Below are 13,169 nucleotides of genomic sequence, written 5' to 3'. Positions count from 1 at the left end.
GACGGTGGACCGTGCACCGGGGGAGGTTCAGGCCTCACTTCCGGACGACCTGGCTCGGTGGCGGGACCAGGTCGAGATCAGGATCCAGCCGGCGACGGGTGACAAGGGCACCGAGCTCAGGGCGAAGCCGGGCGGCGAGGTTTCGCACCACGAACTGCGGCTCGCGCTGCGCCGCGCGAAGGCGGTGCTGGAAGCCGGTGAGGTCGTCCGGCCCGACACGGCACCAACTCATCCGGGTCCGCTGGGCAAGGCGCTGCAACTGGTGACGAACCGGGCCGGCGGCGGTGGCCGGCTGTGAAGGCGTTGTGCTGGGAGGGGATCAACGACGTCCGCGTGCAGGACGTGCCCGACCCGAAGCTGTTGAACGACCAGGACATGATTCTCAAGGTCCGGCTGAGCACCGTGTGCGGTTCGGATCTGCATCTGCTCACCGGCCACATCCCGTTCATGCAGGCGGGCGACGTGATCGGCCACGAGTTCATGGGCGAAGTGGTCGAGGTCGGGCCCGGTGTCACGAAGCATCGGCCGGGCGACCGCGTTGTGGTGTGCTCGTTCATCGTCTGCGGCCGTTGCTGGTACTGCCGCAACGAGCTGTACTCGTTGTGCGACAACACGAACACCAACCCGGCGATCACCCAGCACCTGTGGGGCTCCGATCCCGGCGGCATCTTCGGCTATTCGCACGCGATGGGCGGCTTCCGCGGCAGCCATGCGGAGTACGTGCGTGTGCCGTTCGCCGACCACACCGCGATCCCGATTCCCGAGGCCGTGGACGACATGAGTGCTCTGTTCGCGTCGGACTCGGTGCCGACCGGCTGGATGGGCGCGGACCTGGGTGGTGTGAAGCAGGGCGACGTCGTGGCCGTGTGGGGTTGTGGTGCGGTGGGGCAGATGGCCGCTCGTGCGGCCCAGTTGCTCGGTGCCGAGCGTGTGCTCGTGATCGACCGCTTCGACTACCGGCTGCGGCAGGCCGAGTCGGCGTTCGGCGTGGAGACGATCAACTACGCCGAGACGTCGGTCGGCGATGCCCTGCTGGAGGCCACGGGTGGGCGCGGCCCGGACGTGTGCATCGAGGCGGTCGGCTGCGAGGCGCACTCCACCGGCCCGCAGTACGTGTACGACCAGGTGAAAAGCAAGCTGAAGCTGGAGACGGACCGCCCGATCGCGGTGCGTGAGGCGATCTACAACTGCCGCAAGGGCGGATCGGTGTTCGTCCTGGGTGTGTTCACGGGCCTGGTCGACAAGTTCCCGTTGGGTGCCTTGATGAACAAGGGTCTGACGGTCCGCGGCGCACAGCAGCACGGGCAGCGTTATATCCCGATGCTGCTGGACCGCATCGCGTCCGGCGAGCTCGTCACCAACCACCTGGCGACGCACGTCATGCCGCTGAGCGAAGGCGCACGCGGCTACGAGTTGTTCAAGAAGAAGGAGGACGACTGCGTCCGCTCGGTCTTCCGCCTTTGATCCTCGGCGGAGACACGTTCATCAGAGCGGAACGCGGGTAGCCGACCGGCATGGGCACTGAACAGCAGAACCCGGAGCAGGAGTACGACGACGCGAGCCGCACCTCGCTGGAGGAGGCGGGTGCCGACGAGGCGGACACCGTTCCCGGACGGAGCGGTTCCGGTTCCGTGCATCCCGAACCCAACCCGACCGGCAACGTCGGCATCTCGGACTACTCCGCCGCCGACGACCCGGACAAGGGCTGATCAGGCATGACCGGCTCGCTCCACTTCGTGGGCAACGCCACCACGGTGCTCCGGCTCGGGCCGTTCACGCTGCTGACCGATCCCAACTTCCTCCACAAAGGACAGTGGACGCACATCGGCCAGGGAGTCGTGTCGCGCCGGCTCACCGATCCGGCGATCGAGATCGCCGAACTGCCCGAGCTGGACGCCGTGGTGCTCTCCCACCTGCACGGCGACCACTTCGACCGGGTGGCGAGCCGGGAACTCGCGCGCGACCTGCCCGTGCTCACCACCCCGCACGCGGCGAAACGCCTGTCCCGGCGCGGATTCCGCGAAACCGCACCGTTGCGCACCTGGGAGACCGTCACGCTGTCCCGCGGTGCGGCGAAGCTGACGGTCACCTCGCTGCCGGGCAGACACGCGCTGGGACCTCTGGGACGCCTGCTACCTCCCGTCATGGGCACCATGCTCGAGTACCGGGAGGCGGCGGGCGTCCTGCCATTCCGCATCTACCTCAGCGGCGACACCCTGGTGCATCCGGCATTGCGTCAGATCCGCGAGCGCTTCGGTGATATCGACCTCGCGGTCATGCACCTCGGCGGCACCAAGGTGCTCGGTGTGCTGCTCACCATGGACGGCAAGCAGGGCGCCGACCTGATGGAGTTGCTCGCCCCGCGCACCACCGTGCCCGTGCACTACGAGGAGTACGGGGTCATGAAGTCACCGCTGTCCGACTTCACCGCGGAGATCTCGCGGCGCCGCGCCGGGTTCGACGTTCAGCTGGTGGCGCGCGGAGACACCTTCACACTGCCGATGCGAACCATCGCCGAAGGAAGGAGTGCACTGTGACCGGCACCGAGAGGAGAGGCCATGCCCGTTCCCGTTGACTGCTTGAAACAGCTGCTCCAGTCCGACCGGTCTGAGGCGACGCTGGTGCTGGTGGAAGGCCGTTACGTGGTGGCGGCCAACGAGGAGCTCGCGACGGATGCGCTGCGTGGCGCATTGCCCGTGGTCACAAGAGATGAACTGCTGGAGCGTGCGGGAGGGCGGCCGGTCGCCGATCGCGAACTCGACGAGATCGCCGCGACGTTGAGTTCCGCGGTGGACAACCGAGGAGGGTGACGTCGTCCGGTGTTTGATCCTGACGTCGGCGGGTACGGCTGACGTATGACCCGAACTCGCTGCCACGCAGAAGGCGCCGAAGTGACGCTGCGGTCCAAGACGATGGTCCTGGACTTCACCGGGGAGTGCGACGGCGCGGCGGCCGCTGAGATCCGGTTGGTCGCTGAGCTGCCGGACGCGGGTGGTGCCGAGGACGGCGGGACCGTCGTGCTGGAGCAGGACGCGGCGACCGTCACCCAGCCGGGCGGTGAGATCCGTCTGGTCGCACGAGAACCGCTGCGCTACGACGGCGAACCAGCCGACGTCGAGTTCGTGTTGCCGGAGAGTCCTGAGTCGACGGTGCTCACGGTCCGCGCTCTCGTCGTTCGGCTGGAGTCTGCCGGCGACTGAGCGACGGTGCGCCGGCTCATCGGTCCTGACGGATCGGTCGCCGCGCCTCGAACGGGTAGACGTTGCCGTCCTCCGCTGGGCGTTGCCAGCGGAACACGCCGGCACCCTGGGCGTAGGCGAGGTGACCGCCGAGTGCGCCACCAACGCCCAGCGCCGCCAGGCCGAGCAGGCTCAACAGCTTCCCCTCGCTGTGGGCCTCCTTCAGTCGTGCGGCGTAAGAGGCGGTGAAGCAGGCCAGCGCAGTGGTGTTCGCGATCGCGTGCACCACGCCGACCCGCTGCTGTCGCCGCTCCAGCCGGTCGTAGTCGGCCAGTCCCAAGAGCACGGTCGGTGGCGCAGCCGCCAGGCCGATGCCGGTGAGGCGACGCGCCGCCTCCTCGTTGCCTGCCCGGGCGTCCAGCACCGACGCGCACACCCACGCTCCGATGGGCACGGTTATCACCAGGGGGTGGAGGGGATGGCCGAGCCACGATCCGCGCAGCACCTCGCGGAGGCGCGGCGGCCGCAGCAGCCGCCGGGTGACCGCCGCCACCGCGGCCGCAGGCCGGTCGGCGGCCCGGAGGTTCTCCACAGCTCGTAACGCCTCATGAAGGTTCATGGCTGCGGGTACCCCGGCGTGGACCGCCCATCCCGGTGGTTTGGACGCGCGCGCTGTGGCAACACCTTCGCCATGTCGATCGCGGAGCCCTTCGAACGTGTCCAGCACGCCTACGCAAATGGTGAGCGACGTCCTCTGGCCGGGTATCTGGCGTCATTGTGCTCGTACGGCGCTCTGGTGGGTGTCGCCACGGCTGTCGGCCGGCGCCGGGGGACTCGGCTGCCGGATCGGCTCACCCCCGCCGACACCGTTCTGCTGGGACTGGCCACCCACAAGGCGAGCAGGCTGGTCACCAAATCCTCGATCACGAGCGTGCTGCGGGCGCCGTTCACCCGTTACGAGAAGCCCGCCGGTGAGGCCGAGGTCAAGGAGACCGTACGCGGCCACGGCGTGCGGCACGCCGTGGGTGAGCTCGTGACCTGTCCGTTCTGCACCGGTGTCTGGATCGCGGGTGCTCTCACTGCGGGTCTGGTGCTCGCGCCGAAGGCCACCCGCCTGGTCACGACCGCCCTGTCCGCCGTCGCGATCTCGGACTGGCTGCACCTCGGTTACGACGCCGCGAAGGAATAGTCCGGGTGGTCAGGTCGTGGGAAGTGGTGGGAGCGGTCGAGCAGCTCGCGCACGGAGTCGAAGACCGCGCCTCGGCATACCCCGAGCGTCGCCGGGCGTGACCGGCAGAAGGCGAACAGCCCTCCGGAACACGCGGCCAGCACTGCGTCGTTCGCAGCCCGACAGCGTCTGGGCTCGGTCATTGGGAACACCACTGCTCTGGCGTCCTCTGAGGACGGTGTCGCCGTCAGTTCCGTGAGCGTGGCGGAAAGCCGCTGGGATCGTGCGTCCCCCACATGGGTGTGGAGGTCGAACAGCGGCACTTCGACGCGAAGCGCATCCCGCCACGGCCGCACCAGGTCATCCGCGTACATGCCAACGCCCGTTCGGTCGTCACGGCTTCCGAGCCACGACCCGGAAGCTCTTCAACTCCGAGTCGGCCGGATCGGGCAGCTCCATTCCGGCGTTCAAGCCGCTGCGCACGTAGTCGACGACCTCTTTGGTGATCACCTCACCGGGCAGGATCGCAGGAGCACCAGGTGGGTAGGGCGTGACCATCTCGGCACAGATCCGCCCCACAGCCTGGTCTGCGCCGACCTGCTCGACCTCGGCGAAGAACGCGTCGCGGTGCAGCATCGCCGTCTCGAGCTGCAGCTCTTCCGGCGACGGCAGGTCGACCGGTGGTGGTGCCGGGAACTCGTCGGCGGCTTTGCTCAGCGTGCCGAGTGCGTCGAGCAGGATGGCGGCGGTGCGGTGGTCGTCGGCGTGGGTGAACTGGGCGACGACGCGCCGGTGGTCGGACAGTCCGAGGGTGACGCACTGCTGTTCACGCAGTCAGTCGGTGGCCTGGTAGCCGCTGATGCAAAGTGCGGACACGTCGATGACCATCTTGAGGGGGTCGAGCGAGTGGGCCAGGTCCTTCCCGACGAACTCGCTCTCGCCCATCACGTGCAGGCCAGGCAGGTCGTTGATCGCGGCGCGGGTGGAGTGGGCCAGCGCCAGGGTCGCGGTGAGCAGTTCCTCTCCGTGCTGGACCATGTGCCGCCGCCAGCCGTCGAGGGTCGCGTACACCAGCGAGGTGGGGCTGGTGGTGGCCAGCAGGGTCCTCGCGGGCGCTGAGCACGCTCGGGTCCACGAGGTCGCCCTGCAGGTGGAACACCGAGCTCTGCTCCACCGCGGCGCCGGACTTGTGCACGCTGGTGACGACCACGTCGGCGCCGGCGTCCATGCCCCACGGCGGCAGGTCCGGGTGGAAAGGCAGGTGCGCGCCCCAGGCCTCGTCGACGATCAGCGGTTTGCCGAACTCGTGGCAGACCGCGGCGATCGCGGCGATGTCGCCACAGGTGCCGTAGTCGTTGGGAGTCACCAGCAGCATGCCCTTGGCCTCGGGCTCGGCCTGGAACAGCTCGCGCACCTCGTCCGGGCCGGGCGGGTGGGACAGGTGGCGCTCGGCGTCCCGGTGCGGGGGCAGCCACACCGGCGAGACCCCGCTGAGGACGAGGGCCGAGGTGACCGACTTGTGGGCGTGGCGGGGGACGATGAGCTTCTCGTGCGGCCCGGCGACCGAGAGGATGGCGCTCTTGACCGACAGCGAGCTGCCGCAGGTGGAGAAGAAGGCTTGGTCGGCGCCGACCACCTCGGCCATCAGCTGCTGAGCCTCCTCGATGACGCCCTTCCTGTTGAGACGATCGTCCAGGCCGTTCACCGAGATGACCTCGGCGGCGAACACCGCTTCGCCGAGGATTTCCCGCACGCGGGGGTCCACGTCCCGGTCTTGGCGGTGGCCAGGCGGGTGGAAAGGCGTGTAACCGCGCGCGGAACGCCTGCAACGCCTCCAACACCGCCACCGGTCGGTGGACCGTCAGGTGAGCAGCTGGCCGCCGGTGACGCCCAGAACCTCGCCGGTGATGTAGCTGGACTCCTGCGACGCGAAGAACACGAAGACGGGTGCCAGCTCAGCGGGTTGCGCCGCGCGTCCCATCGGTGTCTGTGCACCGAAGTCGTCGACCTTCTCGGCGGGCATCGTCGCCGGGATCAGTGGTGTCCACACTGGACCGGGGGCCACCGAGTTGACCCTGATGCCCTTGCCGATGAGGTCGGCCGAGAGCGACTTGGTGAAGTTGACGATGGCGGCCTTGGTGGCCGCGTAGTCCATGAGCGGGGGAGAGGGCATGAACGCCTGGATCGACGAGGTGTTGATGATGGTGGCGCCGGGGCGCATCAGCGGCACCGCGGCCTTGCACAGCCAGAACATCGCGTAGATGTTGGTCTTGAACACCCGGTCGAACTGCTCGCTGCTGATGCCGAGCAGGCCTTCGTCCTGCGCCATCTGGTAGGCCGCGTTGTTGACCAGCACGTCGATGCGGCCGAATTCCTCCTCGGCGCGCTTGACCACCTCGTGGCACGCTTCCTCGGTGCGCAGGTCGCCGGGCACCAGGACGGCTTGCCTGCCGGCGTCGCGCACGAGCTCGGCGGTGCGCTCGGCGTCGGCCTGTTCCTCCTCGAGGTAGGAGAGCAGCACGTCCGCTCCTTCTCGGGCGTACGCGATCGCCGCGGCGCGGCCGATGCCGGAGTCTCCGCCGGTGATCACGGCCTTGGCGTCGAGCAGCCGGTTGCTGCCCCGGTAGGTGCGCTCGCCGTGGTCGGGCTCCGGCCCCATCCGCCGGTCAGTGCCGGGATGGGGCTGTTCCTGGCCCTCCTGGTGAACGGGGCGCGGGTACTGCTCCCGCGGGTCCTGACGGGTGTACTGGTCTTCGGACATGTGCGGCCACCTCGCGATGATGAGACTCAGGAACCGCAGGTGTTCCCGTGTCAGCGGTGTTCAATCACGACGACTCCGACCGTCAGACGGCACGAGCACTCCGGTGTCGCCGATGGAGGCGAGCGAGAGCGTCTTGTAGCCGACGTCGTCGAACAACACCATCACCCGGCCGGCTTCTCGGCGCACGACCGTGCCCCGGCCCCACTCTTCGTGGCGTACAACGGAGTTCGGCGGGTACTGGCCAGGCCCTGAGTCCCCGGCGGTCACGCCCTCGTCGCAGATGTCGCAGTTCCCGCAAGGCTGGTCGAGTTCCTGACCGAAGTAGCCGAGCAGGAACCGCCTGCGGCAGCCGCGTGTCTCGGCGTACTCGCGCATGACCTCTACGCGTGACTGGTCCCGCTTCGCTCGCCGGTCGACCTCCTTGGCGACGGCTCCGACGGCTTTCGCCGGTGGGGGAGCGTCGTCCTCGTACCGCACCCGGTCGTGGTCGGTCCGTACGATTTCCGCGCCCTCCAACAGGTTCACGACGCTGGTGACCTTTCAGCGGGAGTGGTCGAGCCGCTGCGCCAGTTCGGTGATCTCGATACCCAGGCGACGGCGGCGAACCGCGGCGGCGACCTCGCGAACGCACTCGCGGTCGAGCTTGCGCGCGGTCAGGAATCGTTGCAGGCCTTGGTCTTCCGGGCGGTGGAAGAGGATCACCTCAGCGGGCTCGCCGTCGCGTCCCGCTCGGCCGATCTCCTGGTAGTACGCATCCAGCGAGCCGGGTGTCGCGGCGTGAGCGACGAATCGCACGTCCGGCTTGTCGACGCCCATGCCGAACGCGGACGTGGCCGCCACGACGTCCAGATCGCCGCGCATGAAGCCGTCCTGCACCCGCCTACGGTCAGCGGCCTTCATACCGGCGTGGAAGGCGGCAGCGGCCAAGCCTCGCGCGACCAGGTCCGCGGCGTACCGTTCGGCGTCCTTGCGGGTGGGCACGTACAGCAGGCCGGGCCCGGCCTGCTCCGACACCCATTCCGTCACCGTCCGTCTTCGCTCTTCGTCGCCGGTGCAGAACCGGGCGGTCAGGTGCAGGTTGGGCCGGTCGAACCCGGCGACGATCACCGCCGGGTCGCGCAGGCCGAGGTGCTCGGCGATGTCGGCGCGGACCGGGCCGCTCGCGGTGGCGGTCAGCGCGAGCACCGGCGGGTGGCCCAGCCGTTCGACCACGTGCCGCAGCCGCAGGTAGTCGGGCCTGAAGTCGTGGCCCCACGAGGACACGCAGTGGGCTTCGTCCACGACGAACAACGACGGCTTCGCCTGGTGCAGTCGCTGGAGCGTGCCGGCGTTCGCGAGTTGTTCGGGCGAGAGGAAGAGGTACTCGGTTCGGGACTCGGTGAACGCCTGCCAGGCCTGCTCGTTGGCTGCCGCGGGCTGGGCCGAGTTCACGGCAGTTGCATGAGGCGCGTCGCTCGCCCGCAGCGCGGTGACCTGGTCGCGTTGCAACGCGACCAGCGGGGACACCACCACGGTCGGGCCGTCGAGCAGGATCGCCGGGACCTGGTAGATGGCCGACTTTCCGGCGCCGGTCGGCATGACGACCAGCACGTCGCGCCCGTCGAGCAAATGCCGCATGCCGAGCAGTTGCTCCTGGCGCAACTCGGTCCAGCCGAACACCTCTTCCGCCGTCCGCAGAAGGTCGTTGTTATCCGGCATCGCGCAGGTCGTACTGCTGGGCGGCCCATGTGGCCAGGCGCGGGCGCAACGTGAGGTACACGTCCGGGTCGAGGCCCATGCCGGTGTGGGTGCTGTGCACCTCGACGCAGTCGGCAGACGGGTCGAGGCACAGCCGCCACGGGACGATGCCGTCGGACTTGGAATAGATCGACACTGCCGGCATGTCGGACGGCAGTGGTGCGGCGGCGGCCTTGATGTTGTCCTCGAAGCAGGTGCCGGAGAGGCAGTCGGTGTTCATGAGTCCGGGCACGCCGATCGCGGACAGCCGGGCCAGGGCCCTGGCGGCGAGCAGGACGTGGGGGTGGGCGCCCATCGGGTCGAGCACCGGGCTGCCCAGCATCACCAGGCCGCACACCAGGTCCGGGCGGCGGACGGCGGCCAGGCGGGCGAGTCCGCCGCCGCGGCTCTGTCCCAGCAGCACCACCGGGCCGCCGGTGGCTTCCGCGTGCTCTTCCAGGCGTTGTTCGACGCGCTCCACCAGCTCAGAGGTGCAGCCCACGTTGAACCCGACGCCCGCACCGGTCGGCTGGTAGCCGCGGTCACGCAGCCAGGTGGTGGCGAAGGTGAGGCTGAAGTCGCTCGCCCCGAAACCGGGCACGAGCACCACCCCGAGACCTGCGCCCTCGTGGGGATTCGCGTCACGCCACACCGAATGGCGCAGCAGCCGGGGAATCGTGAGTGCGGCGACGGCGACGTGTTCACGCGCCAGCGATTGCAGTTGTCGAGCAGCACTCATTTGTCGTGTCCTCGCTCAAGTTTGTCGGGTGCAGAGGAATTAGCCCGGTAGAGCGCGGGCAAACCCGGAGCCACGTCACGTTTCCGGCCCCGCGAAGCGGCGGTCCAGCGGAGGTCCTGGTGAAGGGAACCGTCATGCTCGACCGTCCGGCCGCTCAGCTCATCGCCCAGGTCGCCTCGGGCTGAGTACGAACCCACTTCGGACGCGTGCGGGGATCCGGCTCAGCGAGATGGTGAGGTCCTGCTCGGGCACGTCGTAGTCCAGGTTGGCCAGCCGGGTGCACAGCTCGGCGAGCAGTGCGACGGTGAACGGCTCGCCGGGGCAGCGGTGGCCGGTGTGCGGATCACCGGCGCCCTGGGGCACGAGGTCCCACGCGCCGATCTCCCGGCCGACGAACCGCTGCGGGTCGAACCGGTACGGCTCGGTCCACAAGCGACTGTCGTGGTTCTGACCGTAGAGGTCCAGCAGGACAAGGGATCCGGCTGGAACGTGCTCGCCCTGGAACGTGAGGTCCTGCGCGGCGCGGCCACCGAGGAACGGCGCGAACGGGTAGAACCGGCGCAGCTCGTGCGCGAACGCGACGGCGAAGTCGCCGCCTTCCCGCAGTGATTCCCGGTGTTGCGGCCAGCGGTGCAGGGCGTGTCCGGCGTAGGCGACGAACCAGCACACCGCCACCGTCGGCCGGATCACGTTCAGCAGTTCCACCGCCGCGGTGTGCGGGTCGAGCAGCTCGCCGTCCGCGTCACGGTGCTGTGCGACGACCTCGAGTGCTGATCCTTTTGGTGCGTCGAGCTCATTGTCGCGCACCTGCTGGACCAGCGATCCGAGCCAGGCCTCACGACGTTTGCGCGCCTTGCGGGCCTGCCAGTGCCGGGGTCCGGCCGTGGCGAACCCGTCGACCATCGCCACCAGGTCGGCTGCCAGCTCCGCCACGTCGCGGGTGTCCACCGGAACACCGGCCCAGCGGCGCACACCCGCGGTCAGCGCCCGGCTCGCCTCGTCGAACAGCACGACCTCCCGGTCCGCCCGCCACCCGACGACGGTGTCCTCCCACGCGGCCGCCACACAGGCCACCAGTGAGGCGACCGAGTCCGGAGTCACCAGAGCCAGGAAGAAGCTCTTGCGCTGCCGATGGGCGTCGGCGTCCAGGGTGTGCACCGCGCCGTGACCGAACAGCGTGCTGAGCACGGGACTGGGGATCGCGTTGTGCCGTTGCACGTGCTTCTCGTCGTAGAAGAACTGCGCGGCGTCCGGCCCGCACAACCCGAGAGCGGGTTGACCCATGACACGTGTGCGCACCACGTCGCTGCCGGTGCTGCGCCGCAGTCCCGGCAGCCAGGCGTAGCCCTCGAGGAGGAGCCGCAGCGACTGGTCCCCATGGCGATCTCGAATTCCCATACGAAGCCTGTGCCCACTTCATGGGGCTTCAAACGCCGATTCAGCGCCGGCAGGTCGTGTGCAGGCAGGCGCCGGCCATGAGTACCAGCATTCCGACGAAGATCAGCGTGAGTACACCGGTGAGCACGCCCGTCAGCACGCACACCACCCCCAGGAGGTCGATGGTGAGCCGGATCGATCGGCGGTTCGCCTGCCGCGGCCCCGCGCCTGGCGCGCTGAGAGCCGCGGCCAGGCCAGGGTCGTTGACGGCGAGCCAGCGCTCGATCCGGCGGAGCTCCTGGCGTTCGTGCGCAGGGTCCACGGCTCAGTGCTTCGTTTCGCGGTCAGTCGGCGCGAGCACCTTCTCGGTGGTCTTGTCGATGCCGGCGGGGCCGGGTTTGGTGATGGAGACGTGCGACTCGGCGCGCATGCGTTCGACCATGTGCGGGTAGTGCAGCTCGAACGCCGGACGCTCCGACCGGATCCGCGGCAACTCGTGGAAGTTGTGCCGCGGCGGGGGCGAGGTCGTCGCCCACTCCAGCGAGTTGCCGAAGCCCCAGGGATCGTCTGCTCCGGCGGGTTCGCCGTAGAGGTGGCTGTGGGCGATGTTGTAGAGGAACGGCAGCACGGACAGGCCCAGCACGAAAGAACCGATCGTGGAGAACGTGTTGAGGAACGTGAAGTTGTCGGAGGCGAGGTAATCGGCGTAGCGGCGGGGCATGCCCTGGTTGCCGAGCCAGTGGTGGACCAGGAACGTGCCGTGGAAGCCGATGAACGTGGTCCAGAAGTGCAGCTTGCCCAGCGGTTCGTTGAGCATTCGCCCGGTCATCTTGGGGAACCAGAAGTAGATGCCGGCGTAGGTGGCGAACACGATCGTGCCGAACAGGACGTAGTGGAAGTGGGCGACGACGAAGTACGTGTCGGTGACGTGGAAGTCGAGCGGCGGCGAGGCGAGCAGGATTCCGGACAGGCCGCCGAACAGGAACGTGACGATGAACCCGAGGCTGAACAGCATCGGGGTCTCGAACGTGAGCTGGCCTTTCCACATCGTGCCGATCCAGTTGAAGAACTTGATGCCGGTGGGCACGGCGATGATGAACGTGGTGGCGGAGAAGAACAGCAGCAGCACCGCGCCGGTGGCGAACATGTGGTGCGCCCACACCACCACTGAGTACAACGCGATCGCCACCGTCGCGTACACCAGTCCCTTGTACCCGAACAGCGGTTTGCGGCTGAACACCGGGAAGACCTCGGACACGATGCCGAAGAACGGCAGCGCCACGATGTAGACCTCGGGATGCCCGAAGAACCAGAACAGGTGCTGCCACAGGATCGCGCCACCGTTGGCCGGGTCGAACACGTGCGCACCGAAGTGCCGGTCGGCGAGCAGCCCGAGCAGCGCCGCGGTCAGGATCGGGAACGCCAGCAGTACCAGGATCGACGTCACCAGGATGTTCCAGGTGAAGATCGGCATCCGGAACGCGGTCATGCCGGGCGCGCGCAGGCACACGATGGTGGTGATCATGTTGACCGCGCCCAGGATCGTGCCGAGACCGCCTACCACGAGCCCGGAGATCCACAGATCGCCGCCGATGCCGGGGGAGTGCGTCGCGCTCGACAACGGCGTGTAGGCGGTCCAGCCGAAGTCGGCCGCACCCGCCGGCGTCATGAACGAACTGACCACGATCAACCCGCCGAACAGAAACAGCCAGTAGGAGAAGGCGTTCAGGCGCGGGAACGCCACGTCGGGCGACCCGATCTGCAGCGGCACCACGAAGTTCGCGAACCCGAACACGATCGGCGTCGCGTACAGCAGCAGCATGATCGTGCCGTGCATGGTGAACAGCTGGTTGTACTGCTCGTTGGACAGGAACTGCAGGCCCGGTCGTGCCAGCTCGCCGCGCATGAGCAGCGCCATCACGCCGCCGACCATGAAGAAGCCGAACGACGTGATCATGTACATGACCCCGATCAGCTTGTGGTCGGTGGTGCTCAGCAGCTTCAGGAACGCGGCGCCCCTGCGGCCCCGAGCGGCCCTCGTCGGGTGCGGAATGACCGGTGTGGGCTTCAGCGTGGTCATGATTCCCCTTCGGCACCGCACGGCAGGTGCCGCACAGGGCCCGGGCTACCCCGCGGAATCCCCGCGACACCTGCCAAACCGCGCCCGTACGGTGGAATCCCCTTGTCCAGCAGAGCTTTCCCGGCCTCGCGGCCAGCCGGTGCGTTGAG

The 13,169-nt window shown here is 68.6% G+C and carries 17 protein-coding genes; 7 read left to right on the top strand and 10 right to left on the bottom strand.

The genetic code is table 11. The features are described 5' to 3' along the window. Positions 1 to 4 precede the first annotated feature (4 nt). From ABZ345_RS36460 to ABZ345_RS36435, 6 genes are all read left to right on the top strand, one after another. A complete protein-coding gene (locus tag ABZ345_RS36460; RefSeq protein ID WP_359859072.1) occupies positions 5 to 298 on the top strand; it encodes a hypothetical protein in 294 nt (97 codons plus the stop codon). Next, a complete protein-coding gene (locus ABZ345_RS36455; RefSeq protein ID WP_359859070.1) occupies positions 295 to 1,464 on the top strand; it encodes a zinc-dependent alcohol dehydrogenase in 1,170 nt (389 codons plus the stop codon). Before ABZ345_RS36460 ends, ABZ345_RS36455 begins: the two co-directional genes overlap by 4 nt. 50 nt (positions 1,465 to 1,514) lie before the next feature. Further along, the gene (locus ABZ345_RS36450; protein WP_359859068.1) at positions 1,515 to 1,709 is read left to right on the top strand and encodes a hypothetical protein; all 195 of its coding nucleotides are present in this window, start codon (positions 1,515 to 1,517) and stop codon (positions 1,707 to 1,709) included. 6 nt (positions 1,710 to 1,715) lie between these two features. Then, positions 1,716 to 2,537, top strand: a complete 822-nt coding sequence (locus tag ABZ345_RS36445; protein WP_359859066.1) for an MBL fold metallo-hydrolase — start codon at positions 1,716 to 1,718, stop codon at positions 2,535 to 2,537. Positions 2,538 to 2,558: 21 nt separating this feature from the next. Continuing rightward, positions 2,559 to 2,810, top strand: coding sequence for a hypothetical protein (locus ABZ345_RS36440; protein ID WP_359859065.1), 252 nt, complete (start codon positions 2,559 to 2,561; stop codon positions 2,808 to 2,810). 81 nt (positions 2,811 to 2,891) lie between these two features. Then, on the top strand, positions 2,892 to 3,200 hold the full coding sequence (locus ABZ345_RS36435; protein WP_359859063.1) for a hypothetical protein: 309 nt from the start codon (positions 2,892 to 2,894) through the stop codon (positions 3,198 to 3,200). A 16-nt stretch (positions 3,201 to 3,216) separates the two neighbouring features. On the opposite strand, the gene ABZ345_RS36430 is transcribed toward ABZ345_RS36435, so the two are convergent. Next, positions 3,217 to 3,798: a DUF2231 domain-containing protein gene (locus ABZ345_RS36430; RefSeq protein ID WP_359859061.1), complete on the bottom strand. Its 582-nt coding sequence runs from the start codon at positions 3,796 to 3,798 to the stop codon at positions 3,217 to 3,219. 72 nt (positions 3,799 to 3,870) lie between these two features. Here ABZ345_RS36430 and ABZ345_RS36425 point away from each other — a divergent pair, with 72 nt between their 5' ends. Further along, positions 3,871 to 4,368: a DUF1360 domain-containing protein gene (locus tag ABZ345_RS36425; protein WP_359859059.1), complete on the top strand. Its 498-nt coding sequence runs from the start codon at positions 3,871 to 3,873 to the stop codon at positions 4,366 to 4,368. Between the two features lie 372 nt (positions 4,369 to 4,740). On the opposite strand, the gene ABZ345_RS36420 is transcribed toward ABZ345_RS36425, so the two are convergent. The 9 genes from ABZ345_RS36420 to ctaD all read right to left on the bottom strand — a co-directional run bounded on the left by ABZ345_RS36420 (position 4,741) and on the right by ctaD (position 13,020). Next, a complete protein-coding gene (locus ABZ345_RS36420; protein WP_359859058.1) occupies positions 4,741 to 4,983 on the bottom strand; it encodes a hypothetical protein in 243 nt (80 codons plus the stop codon). A gap of 190 nt (positions 4,984 to 5,173) precedes the next feature. Next, positions 5,174 to 6,100: a hypothetical protein gene (locus ABZ345_RS36415; protein WP_359859056.1), complete on the bottom strand. Its 927-nt coding sequence runs from the start codon at positions 6,098 to 6,100 to the stop codon at positions 5,174 to 5,176. 108 nt (positions 6,101 to 6,208) lie between these two features. Continuing rightward, the gene (locus ABZ345_RS36410) at positions 6,209 to 7,108 is read right to left on the bottom strand and encodes an SDR family oxidoreductase (RefSeq protein ID WP_359859055.1); all 900 of its coding nucleotides are present in this window, start codon (positions 7,106 to 7,108) and stop codon (positions 6,209 to 6,211) included. Between the two features lie 60 nt (positions 7,109 to 7,168). Continuing rightward, positions 7,169 to 7,633, bottom strand: a complete 465-nt coding sequence (locus tag ABZ345_RS36405; RefSeq protein WP_359859053.1) for a RecQ family zinc-binding domain-containing protein — start codon at positions 7,631 to 7,633, stop codon at positions 7,169 to 7,171. Between the two features lie 15 nt (positions 7,634 to 7,648). Continuing rightward, the gene (locus ABZ345_RS36400; RefSeq protein ID WP_359859051.1) at positions 7,649 to 8,806 is read right to left on the bottom strand and encodes a RecQ family ATP-dependent DNA helicase; all 1,158 of its coding nucleotides are present in this window, start codon (positions 8,804 to 8,806) and stop codon (positions 7,649 to 7,651) included. Then, positions 8,796 to 9,563, bottom strand: a complete 768-nt coding sequence (locus tag ABZ345_RS36395) for an alpha/beta hydrolase (RefSeq protein WP_359859049.1) — start codon at positions 9,561 to 9,563, stop codon at positions 8,796 to 8,798. The genes ABZ345_RS36400 and ABZ345_RS36395 overlap by 11 nt, the downstream gene beginning before the upstream one ends. A 159-nt stretch (positions 9,564 to 9,722) precedes the next feature. After that, a complete protein-coding gene (locus tag ABZ345_RS36390) occupies positions 9,723 to 10,961 on the bottom strand; it encodes a cytochrome P450 (RefSeq protein ID WP_359859047.1) in 1,239 nt (412 codons plus the stop codon). A gap of 40 nt (positions 10,962 to 11,001) precedes the next feature. Then, positions 11,002 to 11,262 carry a DUF3040 domain-containing protein gene (locus ABZ345_RS36385; RefSeq protein WP_359859045.1) on the bottom strand — a complete coding sequence of 87 codons (261 nt, stop codon included), beginning with the start codon at positions 11,260 to 11,262 and terminating at the stop codon, positions 11,002 to 11,004. 3 nt (positions 11,263 to 11,265) lie between these two features. Next, positions 11,266 to 13,020, bottom strand: a complete 1,755-nt coding sequence (gene ctaD / locus ABZ345_RS36380; protein ID WP_359859043.1) for a cytochrome c oxidase subunit I — start codon at positions 13,018 to 13,020, stop codon at positions 11,266 to 11,268. Between the last annotated feature and the right edge of the window lie 149 nt (positions 13,021 to 13,169).

Origin of the sequence: Lentzea sp. NPDC005914, assembly GCF_040629405.1 — a bacterium.
GTDB lineage: Bacteria > Actinomycetota > Actinomycetes > Mycobacteriales > Pseudonocardiaceae > Lentzea.
Note: the sequence above shows the minus strand (reverse complement) of the source record. Positions and strands in the feature narration are given on the sequence as shown.

Coding starts and splice junctions, on each gene's coding strand:
- ABZ345_RS36450 (WP_359859068.1), top strand. CDS start 1,515: ATGGGCACTGAACAGCAGAACCCGGAGCAGGAGTACGACGACGCGAGC.
- ABZ345_RS36445 (WP_359859066.1), top strand. CDS start 1,716: ATGACCGGCTCGCTCCACTTCGTGGGCAACGCCACCACGGTGCTCCGG.
- ABZ345_RS36440 (WP_359859065.1), top strand. CDS start 2,559: ATGCCCGTTCCCGTTGACTGCTTGAAACAGCTGCTCCAGTCCGACCGG.
- ABZ345_RS36430 (WP_359859061.1), bottom strand. CDS start 3,798: ATGAACCTTCATGAGGCGTTACGAGCTGTGGAGAACCTCCGGGCCGCC.
- ABZ345_RS36425 (WP_359859059.1), top strand. CDS start 3,871: ATGTCGATCGCGGAGCCCTTCGAACGTGTCCAGCACGCCTACGCAAAT.
- ABZ345_RS36420 (WP_359859058.1), bottom strand. CDS start 4,983: ATGCTGCACCGCGACGCGTTCTTCGCCGAGGTCGAGCAGGTCGGCGCA.
- ABZ345_RS36410 (WP_359859055.1), bottom strand. CDS start 7,108: ATGTCCGAAGACCAGTACACCCGTCAGGACCCGCGGGAGCAGTACCCG.
- ABZ345_RS36400 (WP_359859051.1), bottom strand. CDS start 8,806: ATGCCGGATAACAACGACCTTCTGCGGACGGCGGAAGAGGTGTTCGGC.
- ABZ345_RS36395 (WP_359859049.1), bottom strand. CDS start 9,563: ATGAGTGCTGCTCGACAACTGCAATCGCTGGCGCGTGAACACGTCGCC.
- ABZ345_RS36390 (WP_359859047.1), bottom strand. CDS start 10,961: ATGGGAATTCGAGATCGCCATGGGGACCAGTCGCTGCGGCTCCTCCTC.
- ctaD (WP_359859043.1), bottom strand. CDS start 13,020: ATGACCACGCTGAAGCCCACACCGGTCATTCCGCACCCGACGAGGGCC.